Source organism: Mesorhizobium sp. B2-3-14 (genome assembly GCF_006442175.1).
Classification (GTDB): Bacteria; Pseudomonadota; Alphaproteobacteria; order Rhizobiales; family Rhizobiaceae; genus Mesorhizobium; species Mesorhizobium australicum.
Map to the genome: position 1 here is coordinate 69867 of NZ_VFVP01000016.1, position 11934 is coordinate 81800.

The 11934-nt window shown below is 59.0% G+C and carries 10 protein-coding genes; 6 read left to right on the top strand and 4 right to left on the bottom strand.

The window, feature by feature from the left end:
* Nucleotides 1-32: 32 nt before the first annotated feature.
* The 3 genes from FJ950_RS27780 to FJ950_RS27790 are packed head-to-tail and all read right to left on the bottom strand — an operon-like array spanning nt 33 to nt 4716.
* Nucleotides 33-3374, bottom strand: a complete 3342-nt coding sequence (locus FJ950_RS27780; RefSeq protein ID WP_140620223.1) for a UvrD-helicase domain-containing protein — start codon at nt 3372-3374, stop codon at nt 33-35.
* Entirely contained in the window at nt 3375-3974 is a 600-nt protein-coding gene (locus FJ950_RS27785; RefSeq protein ID WP_140620225.1) for a hypothetical protein, read from the bottom strand. It lies immediately after the preceding gene.
* A gap of 4 nt (nt 3975-3978) precedes the next feature.
* The gene (locus FJ950_RS27790; RefSeq protein ID WP_181171472.1) at nt 3979-4716 is read right to left on the bottom strand and encodes a sigma-70 family RNA polymerase sigma factor; all 738 of its coding nucleotides are present in this window, start codon (nt 4714-4716) and stop codon (nt 3979-3981) included.
* Nucleotides 4717-5264: 548 nt separating this feature from the next.
* On the opposite strand from FJ950_RS27790, the gene FJ950_RS27795 reads away from it, so the two are divergent.
* The 4 genes from FJ950_RS27795 (at nt 5265) to FJ950_RS27810 (ending at nt 9011) form a co-directional block, all read left to right on the top strand.
* The gene (locus FJ950_RS27795) at nt 5265-6221 is read left to right on the top strand and encodes a DUF4238 domain-containing protein (protein ID WP_140620229.1); all 957 of its coding nucleotides are present in this window, start codon (nt 5265-5267) and stop codon (nt 6219-6221) included.
* A gap of 266 nt (nt 6222-6487) precedes the next feature.
* Nucleotides 6488-7930, top strand: coding sequence for a hypothetical protein (locus FJ950_RS27800; RefSeq protein ID WP_140620231.1), 1443 nt, complete (start codon nt 6488-6490; stop codon nt 7928-7930).
* A complete protein-coding gene (locus FJ950_RS27805; protein WP_210241266.1) occupies nt 7864-8253 on the top strand; it encodes a hypothetical protein in 390 nt (129 codons plus the stop codon). The genes FJ950_RS27800 and FJ950_RS27805 overlap by 67 nt, the downstream gene beginning before the upstream one ends.
* On the top strand, nt 8250-9011 hold the full coding sequence (locus FJ950_RS27810) for an AAA family ATPase (RefSeq protein WP_140620235.1): 762 nt from the start codon (nt 8250-8252) through the stop codon (nt 9009-9011). Before FJ950_RS27805 ends, FJ950_RS27810 begins: the two co-directional genes overlap by 4 nt.
* A gap of 429 nt (nt 9012-9440) precedes the next feature.
* On the opposite strand, the gene FJ950_RS27815 is transcribed toward FJ950_RS27810, so the two are convergent.
* Nucleotides 9441-10940, bottom strand: a complete 1500-nt coding sequence (locus tag FJ950_RS27815) for a winged helix-turn-helix domain-containing tetratricopeptide repeat protein (protein WP_140620237.1) — start codon at nt 10938-10940, stop codon at nt 9441-9443.
* A 122-nt stretch (nt 10941-11062) separates the two neighbouring features.
* Here FJ950_RS27815 and FJ950_RS27820 point away from each other — a divergent pair, with 122 nt between their 5' ends.
* Both FJ950_RS27820 and FJ950_RS30150 read left to right on the top strand, forming a co-directional pair.
* Nucleotides 11063-11320 carry a hypothetical protein gene (locus FJ950_RS27820; protein ID WP_140620238.1) on the top strand — a complete coding sequence of 86 codons (258 nt, stop codon included), beginning with the start codon at nt 11063-11065 and terminating at the stop codon, nt 11318-11320.
* 59 nt (nt 11321-11379) lie between these two features.
* A complete protein-coding gene (locus FJ950_RS30150) occupies nt 11380-11514 on the top strand; it encodes a hypothetical protein (RefSeq protein ID WP_263492600.1) in 135 nt (44 codons plus the stop codon).
* Nucleotides 11515-11934: the final 420 nt, after the last annotated feature.

Consider the following 11934-nt stretch of genomic DNA (forward strand, 5'->3'; position numbering starts at 1 on the left):
CCAAAACGGTGCTGCCGAAGAAAGGGTCCCGGTCAGGCTTCGGCGTTCGGGGCGGCGCAAATGAAGAGGTAAGGACAGCGCGGGCAGCGGAAATCGTCCTTCCTTGGCTCATAGAGCCCGTTCCGGATATCTGCGATCGCCGCCTCGCAGTCGCCCAGACGCTTGTCGAACTTCGCCTTTGTCTGGCCCATCTCAAGGACTGAGCCCAGGAGCAGGTAATGGTTCTCGACACGCGTTTGGGGGCCGAGCGTCTCTTCGACGGCTTTGAGAAGAAGGGTCGCTGACAGCCGATCCGCATCGCCGGCCGATTGCCGCCCCGAACGGATTGTCTTGACAACGTGGTTGTCGCCGTCGCGAACGATACGGTCTACCTCCAGGCCTACGGTCTCGCCACCAATGGACGTGGAGAGGCGGCCATTGGTGGCGGCCGCTCCAGCAGCCGAAGCGTGCAACCGATCGAGCATTGACATAGTCAGCTTGCGATATGCAGCGCCAAACATGTGCTCTTCGAGCTCGCATTCATGCCACGCCTGGTCAAAAATTGCGGCGGCTTCGGCGCGATCATATTCGACGCCTTCGCCGAGTTGGCGAACGAAGGCGATCACCTTTTGCACGCAGCTATGTGCGGCAAGATATGCGCCTGCCTTGGATCGCTGTGACAGGCCTAGGACGCGCGCGTAGAAGAAGCGGCGCGGACATTGCGAGTAGCGCTCCACATCATCTGCTGTCAGCTCATCAGGGGCAGCCGGAAGGCGAATAGGGGGGTAGCTCGGCGGGGGCAATTTGCGGATCACGCCGGCGATAGAATGACCCGGGCCGACGGGAACACGCTCGAGAAATTTTGATGGATTGGCCTTCCGGCCGTTTCGCGTGGTGGGCCGATAGAGTCTGAGGTGCCTCTTTGCCCTCGACATAGCAACAAAGAGGATGCACTCCTCCTCCGCCTCGTGAGCGTGCTCCTCCTCGGAGCCAAGCATTCCGACCGGCGCGGGGCAGGCCGGCGGTCGGTTTGGTGCGGGAACCGCTCCAGCGTAAAGCCCCGGCAGGTGGACTGCCTCGAACTCCAGGCCCTTGGATGCGTGAACGGTCATAAGGCGCACCCCGTCCAGCCCGCTCAGTTCGGGCGGAAGCTGTCTGAGGTCGCGCTCGTCGGCAAGCATGATCATGTGGCGGATGCGATCAAGGGCGCGGCGGATCGGTGTTCCCTTACCGTGGAGGGGCATGGCGCGCAACGCATCGAGGAGTTGGCGCACAGCGACCCGACGCAAGTCATCGGACGGCGACTGACCCGACAGAACCGTCCTTACATAGTCGCTTGTGTCAAAGAGAAACCGGCTAAGCGCCAGCCAGGGTGTCGTGCCTTGGGTAGTCCCTTGCAGGTGACGGGCTAACACCATCAGTCCGGCAAGCCCGACCGGTGAAATTTCCCTAAAGCTCTCGATTTTTCTGAGAAGATCGAAAACCCGTTGCTCGGTAGTGCGTGCGGCCCCGACGACCTTCAGCACGTCCTCTAGGGGAATGCGATATTCGGGAAGACCAGCGATTCGCACCAGGCCCGTGCCTGCGCTGTCGGAAATGATCGAAAGTAGGGAAAGCAGATCGCGAACCTCTGCGCGCTCAAAAAGCGGTCCGAGATAAAGAACGGGTACTCCCCGTGCCTCGAGCTCCTCGGCAACAGTGGCAAGCGAGCCGTTGCTTCTGGCAAGAACAGTCTGGGAGCGAAGCGAAACGCCTCTTGCCTCGAGCTCGCGGATTGACCCGGCAAGGACGTCCATCTCGGTCTGGGTGTCGGCGCATGGAAAAATGGACGGGCTCTCACCGATCGAACCGATTGCGGCATGCAGCGTGTTGGTGCCTGCGAAGGCGCTGACTTTCATGGTGGCGCCAAAGGCCGTGTAGGCCTCGACAATCTCTTCGCTTGAGCGATAGTTCTCTTCCAGGCCGTCCCTTGTTCCCGCGGAGTAGTCGGCTTCAAACCTGGCTATGTTTGCCGCAGATGCGCCACGGAACCGGTAGATGGACTGACGGGCGTCGCCTACGACCCACAGATTGCTGCCTTCGGCAACGATTTCCTTGACAAGCATCGCGCTGGCGCGGTTCACGTCCTGGTATTCATCTATATGGACGTGGGTGAAGCGCTTGCGCATTCCCTCCCGAAAATCCTGGTCCGAGCGCATCAACAGTGTCGGTCGCATGATCAGATCGCCATAGTCGACCGCCTGGTCCTTGATGAGCTGGTTCTGATAGTGCTCGTAGACCAGCGCGACTTCGCGCGCCTTTTCGGCAGCCATCACGTCGTCATCCGACTGTGCCCTCGCGCGAATCTGTTCGGCAGCCCGCGCGTAGTCTTTCCAGCTCCACAATTCGTCCTTGGCGCGTGCGATCGCTCGCAATATGTCGCGAAGCACCAGCGCCGGCTCGAAGAGATTGAGGTAGTGCTTCAGATCAAGCGCTGGCAGGACCTCCTCAAGCATTGCCACGCCTTCACTGGCGTCGACGATCTTTGGATCGTCCGAGACACCGAAGAGCGCATGGTGCTTGCGGATGGTGTCCAATCCGAAAGCATGAAATGTTCCGGTCCAGACATTGACGGCACTTGAGCCCGCTACGCGCTGGACCCGCTCGGCCAGTTCCAGTGCGGCTCTGTTCGAGAACGTGAGAGCCAGGATCTTCTCTGGCGGGACCTTGTCCTTAATCAGGGAGACGATCCTGGCGGTGAGGGTCTTGGTCTTTCCGGTTCCCGGCCCGGCCCCAAGCAGGAATGGCGATCCGCGATGATCGACCGCGCGTGCCTGTGACTCATTGCAATTGTCGTTTGCGGGACTTGACGTCTCGGCCGTGGGCTGTACGTCAGGTAGAAGCAGGCCGTCGGCAAGTTGCTGTAGCGTGGTGTCATAGCGCACCTTGAGGTCTTCAGAGATGCGGCTGGCGTTCATTCCTTGCAGAAATAGTTGCTTGGCAAGCGGCCGCGGCAAAACCAGCTCTCGTCCAAAACTGTTGGCCTGGGCCTCCCGGCGCTCCTTGATGCCATAAGTCTCAATGCGCTGGTTGGGATCCCCGCCATTCGCTTCCGAGCGGGGATAGTAACCCTTCTCCACGCCATCATGGACTTTGAAATGACCAATCTCATGGGCGAGCACCTCGGCCAGTTCGTCATCGGCCAGGTCATTGCGCACGAAGATGAATTTGAATTGACGGTCGAGCGCGCCATGCGCACCGTCCAGCTCATGGTAGTCCGGATCATGTGGTCGGATGGTGAGACCGAGATGTTTTGCCGACCCACGAGCAACCTCGATCGCAGTCAGAGAATCCGACAGTGCGGCTTCCTTCCTGAGCGCCCGAGCAAGTGCGCGAATTGCTGCAAACTGGTCCAATCAAGCTTCCAGGTGCGCGAGCCAAAATTGTTTGTCATCTGGGCTGAGGCCCGAACTTCGAATCGCTTCGGCGAAGCTTACCTTTGTGCCCGTGCGCCTGCCTGAAGGCGCGAAATAATCGGCTGCGGCGTTGATTTGACCCGATTCCAGATGTGACCAGACGTCTGCCATCCTCGCGCCGGTGGCGTCTGCGAGCCAGGTAATCAACTTTCCCGGAATGGTGGTCTCGTCGATGCGACCCCTTACAAGCTGACGAAGGATAACCAGGTCGACGCGGCATCGCTCAGCCAATGCCTGCAGGTCGTCAGTCGATAGTTTCTCGAACGGGTCGGCCGCAGTAGGCATTGTCAACTGCCAAAAGCGCTCCAACAATATTGCATGTTCCGAAACCGTCTGTTCGACGGTGAGGATGTCGTCCGACAAATCACTTCCATCCGAAGCGAACCATTCGGCGGCAAAGGCCAGAATCTCTGCGCGCAGTTGCGGGTTCTCGTTTGCGATCTGATTGATGCGGTCGGCGGTGGCGCCATCCTCAAGTTCGATGTGCACGCCGGCCAGTATATCGTCAAGCTGATCCATAGGAATTTGGTTGCTGCTCATGGCCTCACTCTTTCCCGCGCCTTTGGCGTGGCGCGCTCTCCTCGCTCGCCCGTGCCTTTCGGCTCGCGCTCGTGATCAAATATCGGACGTTGCGGTCCGTACAGCCCATCTGCTCAGCTGCCTCCTTCTCGGTCAGGCCAGCCTCCTGCACGTAGAATATTGCCAGGCGCTCCTTTTCGGTGAGCATCTCGTAGATCTGGTTCAACATCGCTCTGGCCTCCGCCAAAGGCATCGATCCACCTTTGGCCAGGCCCAGCGTATCCGCAGCCTCCTCGCCGGTGAGGTCGGAGCCCGGTTCGATAAGGTCCTCGCGTGAGACCTCTGTCCTAGTGCGAAGACGGACAGCGGCCTTTGCCGTCAGATAAAGCCGCTCCGCACCGAGCTTGAAACTCATCTCGAAGATGTCCAAGCGGTCCGTTTCTATCAACTTCAGCGCTTTGTCCTTGACCAGATCGTCTACGCGCTCTCTGTCTAGATCCGACATACCCCTTGTCATTGGAGCGCCGGCCCGCTGCAGCCTTGAGAAGAACGCAACGATCAGGGCATCATATCGCGCAGTAGGTCGGTTCGGCTTGCAGTTTCGCATCAAGTAAACAAGCGTCTGAGGCCGCAGGTTGCCCGCTGCAGCCAAAGCAAACGACTGCGGCAGCGGCCATTCAAGGACCGCCTCTATCTCGGCCGTCACCGCGTCCGGCCGGACGTAGCGCTCGCCTTGTTTGTTCGATCCCGCCAGTGGCTTCACCGGGCTCTCCCTTGGCAATCCAGTCATCTGGTACTCTGTTGATCTGACGAAGAGCGAAAAAGCGGAAAGAGGAATCCTCACCTTTTTTCAAACCCGCTTTTCCACCCCGCCAACTTCAGTTCCGCGAAGGCCTGCCATCTTCGGTGATGCAGACCCAGAAACGGGCTGTCTGAAACGATTCGACCTTGCAGCCAATTTTCACGAAATGAGTTTATTGAAAATGCACTCGTTTCGCCGGATCAATATTTTCCACGGAATATTTTAACACTATAGCGCCGAGTAACCGGCGGGAAATGTTTCGAACCAAAATCGGACCACGATCCGGTCCGATTCTTGCTATGAGCCAAGATGAGTACCACGAGTTTTGAAGGGCGATGGAAGAGACCTTTGCTCAGTGAGGGTGAGCGGCATAAGCACCTGATGCTGGGCGGCTATCAATATCAGCTAAAACAAAGAGCTAGAGCCATTTGTCATCCAAATCCTTAGGCGATATCGGCAGTAATCGACGGAGTCAGGCTTTCAACAGTCTGCAAGCATTGGGAGCAATAATGGCAGAGAAGGCAAACCACCACTTCATACCTCAATTCTATCTGCGCAATTTCAGTGTCGGCTGCGACAAGCGGAAGGCTAAGGTCTTCTGCTACGATCAATCGACGAGAAAATCGTTTGAAACATTGGTCCGGAACGTCGGTAGCCGGCGCCACTTCTTCCGGATCGATGTCGAGGGCTATGATCCGAACCACGTCGAGGACGGGATGGCCGAGATCGAGGGTGAAATCTCAGCGCATCTCGCCGAGGTGATAAAGGCGAAGTGCTTCCCATCGGAAGCGCATTTTTCTTCGGTCATGCTTCTGATGGGGAACGTGGCGGTGCGCAATCCACGGTTCAGGTCAATGACGGAAGGCTTTCATCGGCAAATGGTCAACGCCATCATGAAAATGATGCTGCAGGATAAGAATCGCTTCAACGATTCGGTGAAGGAAGCGCGAGCGAATGGCGTCCCAATCCGCGATGACATCAACTACCAGGATATGAAGGACTTCATCGATCGAGGCGAATATGAGGTTGCGATCGATCAGACTTACCTGATTGAATTGGAGCTCGACGCGGTCCCGACGGCTGTTGAGCAACTGGCTCGCCGGAGTTGGTCTTTCGTCTCGGCTGCGCCTGGTTGCACCTACGCGACGTCCGACGATCCGGTGATCTTAAATTGGGTTGACGGTAGGCCGACGCCTTACTCGCCAGGGTTTGGCGTCCAAAATACAATCGTTATGTTCACGATCTCGCCGGAGCTCGCATTGGTCGGGCTTTTTGTCAAACAGCCTCCACAACGAGATCATGGCCGCGACCAGGTCGCCGCACTGAATACCAGCATTGCTCGATATGCGACCAAGCAGCTCTATGCTCGCGACGGGTCATTTGAGGTCCACACCAGGACAGAGCATTACGTCCGGGGCTGGGACCTTGGCGCCGCTTTGGAACGACAGGCGGACGGTGGGGGCTGAGTGCCATGAATCCCCAAGTGCTATGGCGTCCGGAATTATCTGTCGTCGGCTGGACTGCTAAGTGGATGATTTCCCGCTGCTTTCGTGCCGAAGAGGTTACCAATGCCTTTCGGACAACAGGTTACCAATGTGCCCCAACGACAATCAATTCCCGACTGGCCTTAAGGAGATGTTTTGATTGAGCTTATTACGGCCAAGATTGGGAACCTAAGGCCAAGCGGAAGGTCAATTGTCGGCGCGGCGGGAACGCCGGGGAGCAATATCAGGTGAATTCGACGTCTCTGCCGCTCGAATACCAGCACCGCTTAAAGACCTCTCAAACGCCCGTTGAAAACCACTCGAAATCGATCATCGACAGGACGGCGGAGCACGCATGGTGGCTCGATTACCTGAGGCCAGCGCTTCAGCATCCAGCCAACTCGACGCGGAACTGGGAGGGTAGGGCGGTCAGCTATTCCCTGCGGACGCTACAGCGTCATGCCGCACGCTTTGACGAAGGCATGAAGGTCGGACGGCATGGTCGATCAGACAAGGGCAAGAAGCGTGTCGTCATAAGCCGGAAGTGGGACAAGCTGGTCCCGTTCGACGCCCCCACCAAGGCGAAAATCGCGGAGGACCTAAAACAGGAAATCCGCGGCCTGCTCAAAGGCGGCATGTCGTGGGGCCACACCCTGCAAGAAGCCGAGAAGTTCCTGATCGACGCGACTCGGGCCTGGGGCTTCCGTCCCGGCGATCCCAACGTGCTGGAGCGCGCTTTTCCTATCCCAACCGAACTCGTCTCGGCGGAGCTCCACTTCCGAAACGTCCACCGGTTTAAGCGCGACCATAAGGCCTATGATGATCGCCGGCCGCGCATCCGTCGCACCCTCGCCGGCATGCAGCCGATGGAGTTGGTGGTAGGCGATGTTCACCCTGTGGACATTCACCTCACTCGTCCTGACGGCACAGTCGCCACTGCTAGACTGATCGGCTTCTTAGACTGGGCGACGCAGCGCCTCTGGATCGGGCTGATCTTTTTCGAAAAGCGCGGCGGCGTGCAAAACCGCGACGTGATCGAAGTCTTCGCAGCCATGATCGAAGCGTGGGGCATGCCGCAGTCGCTCTACTTCGACAACGGCAAAGAATTCGGCTTCGCCGCCTTTCTGGACGATGCCATGCAGCTTACCGTGCCGGGCTTCCATGGCCCGTCCCGATCAACCCACGTCATCAATGCTTTGCCCTACAACGCCTCCGCAAAGCCGATTGAGCGTTTATTCGGTGACTTGGAGACGCGCTATTTCAGCACGGCGCGCGGCCACATCGGCGGCAACCGAATGAGCAAGAAGCAGGAGGCGATCGGCAGGACGGTTGCTCCGTTCGGCGCGTTCGAAGATGTGGTGCCGGCCATAGAAGGCTTCGTGCGCACCTATAATCACACTGCGCAGGGCAAGAAGAGCGCGCTCAAAGGTCTCTCACCTGAAGCCACATTCCGAAAACACCTTGAGGCCGGATGGGCGCCGACTGCGATGAGCCGCGATGAAGTGCGCGCGGCATGTGCGCGAACCGAAGAGCGGTCGGTTGTTCAGGGTGGGATATCGGTCGGTGGCCGTCATTGGACATGCCCGGAATTGCAAGCTTACCAGTACGAGAAGATTTGGTCCGTGTGCCGGCCTATCACACACCGGCCGAGTTGCTGCTGCTTGACCGGCATGGTGAACGAGTCGGCATAGCCTCTCCCGATGTCGAATTCCATCCGCTCGATAAGCGCGGCGCAAAAACCTCAGCCGAACGCGCGAAGGTGCATCGGCAGGCGGTGCGTGATCTCGATCTGTCAGCGCCTGATATCAATGTGGCTGCACGCCTGATTGCACGCGGCGAAGCCCAGCCTGACACGGTTCCCAACGAACCCGTCGGCATCGTCTCTTACGACCCGGCGAAGCGGACGGCGCGGATCGTTATGCCGAAGAGGCCTTCGACCTCCGAGGAGAGCCTACACGAACAGGACGAGCGCATAGCCGCTCAGATGGACTTGGCGAAGAGGATCGTCGGATGACGTTTATCGAAACCCGCACCGCGCTCACGGTGCGAGCTGCCTTCGATACGGCGGTCAAGATGCGATATCCGGTGCTTGCGGTCGGCAATGCCGGACTCGGAAAGACTGTAGCACTCAACTGGATAGCCGCCCAAAGAGGAGCTGCCTACTGTGAGGTTGCGCAGCATACCAAGGCTATCAGGCCGATGTTCCTGATGCTGCACGACGCCTACGGCGTCCAAAAGGACAGCAAGCACGCATATGATCTTGCGAAGGATTGCATGAACTTTTTGGGCGCCCGATACGGCCCGACGCGTCCGTTGCTGGTCGACGAATATCAGAACTTCACACCCACTGTTTTGCGGGAGCTGCTGCACCTTCAGGAGCGCTGCGGTTTCGCTTTACTGCTCGCTGGCAACACTCATCGATTAGCTGGCACCAGGCGTGATACCCACGCCATGGATCAAATCGAAAGCCGTATCGGCATGCGTTTCGAGATCGGGCAGCCGACGCGGGAGGACTGCATGAGGATAGGCGCCGAACACAACGTTGAGGGAGCCGACGCCTACGATGCGATTGTCATCTACGGTGAGAACACCTCCCTTCGCGCGCTTTGCCACCTTCTCCAAAACTGCGCTGCCTCTACCAGCGGCATCGGCAGCATTCGTCTTCCCTGGATCGAGACCACGCTTCGCGGCATGTCATGCGGCAGCGATGTGCTCAGGCTTCTACACGAGCGCCGAAACGCCGCCGCACACGACCTTCGCAGCCCGGCTTAATTCCGGACAGCGACAGATAATTCCGGACGGCACAGCGTCGATCGTAGGATGGCGCGCACCTGTAACATCCTTGGCCATCGATAAGCGACGGCCTCGAGTTCTTCCAGCCCGTCCGACATGGGTGAGCTTCGGGCGGCCGCCCCTTCAGGCGAATATCTGCCTTTCCATCTTGGCTGCGCGGAAGCTGACAGGCAGCCTTCGGCACCAAGGCTGCCTGTCAGCAATGCCCCCCATCTCGGATGGTTCGGCGAACGTTACCTCGCTCGAAAGTGGACAGTCTGCCAAAGTAGCATGAGTGCGTCGCTCGACGATGATCTGATCCAACAATGACCCCGCATGTCAGGTTCCTAGAGTATGGGAGATTGTCATCGCCGTCGTCCTTCTACTGCTCGCATGCACCCAAATGCAGCGATGAGTTCTCGGTGGATCCTATAAAAAGCCGGCCTTTCTGAAGCCGGAGAGGAAGAGCTCGAAGGATGACGGGTCTGCGAAAGGAAGGTGGGCAAGGTAGCCAAGCGAGAGGTCCGGCTGCCGGCTCAGTGTGGCCTCGACTGCGACATGCGCGTTTGCCATCTCGCCCAGATGTGCGTATGCCGCCGCAAGAAAGGCATGGATGAAGAACTGGTCGCCGGCCTTCCGATAAGCGTCGATGGCCTCGGCGTACCGGCCGAGCAGGAAGAGCGCGCTGCCCTTCACCTCCCAGAACCAGACCGGGGGCAACGGGTCGAGCAGTATGGCCCTTTCGAGGACCGCTAGGGACTGCTGAGGCTGACCGCCGTAGTTAAGCCAACTTGCATAGTCTCCGGCAATGTTGACGTCGTGCGGATTGAGCGTCCGGGCCTGCTGGAAATGCAGTCCGGCATCCCCATGCTGGCGCATATGTACAAGCACAAGACCCATGCTCTGGTTACAGATGCCGTCATTCCGGTCGAGCAGGAGCGCCGTGCGCGCAGACTGCAAGGCACTTTGCAGCGTACGAGGATCGTGGTCATACCAGAAGCGCGCAACCAGGCACTGCGCCAGATAGGCATGACCTTGAGCAAAAGCCGGATCGAGTTCGGCGCTCCGGGCGAACATGGATTCGCCCTTGTCCATTTCATACTGATGGTAGTGCGCGCGACCCTGCAAGTAGTAGTCGTAGGCGGCCCAATCGACCGGCGGCGTTCGCCGCGAGCGGTTAGTCGCATCTGCCTCGGCAGCGCCTTGGACGGTTGAAGCCAGGAGGGCCGCCACCTCCTCCTGAACCGAAAAGACGTCCTCAAGCGCCCTGTCGTAGCGTTGAGCCCACAAATGGAAGCCGCTGGCCCCGTCGATCAGTTGCGCCGTGATCCGGATGCGGTCCCCCAGCCGTCGTACGCTGCCCTCGACGACGTAGCGCGCGCCGAGTTGCCGGTGGACTTCCGCAGGGTCCGGCGCTGGTCCACGAAACTGAAAAGATGAATTGCGCGCGATCACCACGAGCGACCGGTATCGCGCCAGTTCGGTGATGATATCTTCGGTAATGCCGTCGCTCAGATAGTGTTGGTCCTGATCGCCGCTCAAATTGGCGAAGGGCAGCACGGCAATGGTGGGTTTGCCGGACGGCGCGATCCGTCGCTGCACTGAACCTTCCACGCGCTCGACAGGCGCGGTGAAACGGTAGCCGACGCGAGGCACGGTGGCGATCCAGTCGCCACCTTGGTCGGTAGGGCCGAGCGCCTTCCTCAGCGTCGCAATCTGGACGGTGAGATTGCTTTCCTCGACCGCCAGACCCGGCCAGGCAGCTTCCATCAGCTCGGCCTTGGTCAGGATGTCGCCGGACCGCGCTGCAAGCGTGGCGAGCAGCGTGATGCCGCGATGCCCGATGGAGATCGGTAGCTCTTGCCGCAGGAGCGTCCCCTTCTCAGGGTCGAGCACGAACGGACCAAAGGCGAGGTGAACCCGTTGCATCACGCCATATTAGACGTTTCGGAATTTTTCGGAACAGTTTCGGCCGCGCTTTAGTACGCAGGTCCGCTCATCCGCCAAAGTAGCGTCATCGATTCTAGCAGCACCAAGAAAGGACGAGCCAAATGAGCACGCAGCTTTCTCTTACCTCAAGGTTCTACCAGTCTCTCTGGAGCGAACAGCCGACGTGGACGACTGGACCGGCATCGGTCTGGGCGAGACTCATCGCCCTGCGCGGGCTGGTCGCGGTCTGGCGCGAGCGCATGTACTATCGCGAGGAGCTGAAGCGACTGGCGGGAGATGGGCCTCAGCGGATCGACGACGTCGGTCTCACCCTGGCTGGCGTCGAGGCGGAACTCCAAAAGCCGTTCTGGCAGGCGTGATTTGCATCCATAATTTCACTGCCATTTCGAGCATCGGATTATGGCACGCATTCTCTGCTATGATCGACAAGGCGACGGCCAACCTGCGCGCCATTCAGATCGTGCTCGGGCATACCAAGATCGAGAATACAGTGCGGTATTTGGGCGTCGATATCGAAGACGCTTTGCTCTTAGCAGAACGAACTGAAATCTGACGCCGTAGGGGTCATTCGTGTACGGCGGATGACCTCTTCGCGGGACGGTATTGTTGTGCTGCTAGTTCGGGCTGGGGGTGGGAAACGGGCTCCCAGGTTTCGGGCTGCGAGGCCGCGAAAGCCTCCTTTCACCGAGTCATCGACCTTCGACCGCAATGCGACCAATGTTTTTCATTGAGCAGACCATAGCCGCATCCGGAAAGCGGACATCCCAGTGAACGGCTACGTTAGCGGTTGCCGGCCGTCCAATCGAGGAACTAGACACGTTTGTGTGAGGCCGCCCAGCACCGGTAGTCGGATTTTCAAGTCAAAACCAGAACTGAGGCCCTAGTCGAAGCCATTAGCCCTGCGCCTCTTCCACCTGGGCCGCGTTCGCTACGCCCGGCTGGATCGCACGTCGGCATCCTCCCGGTGAGCCCA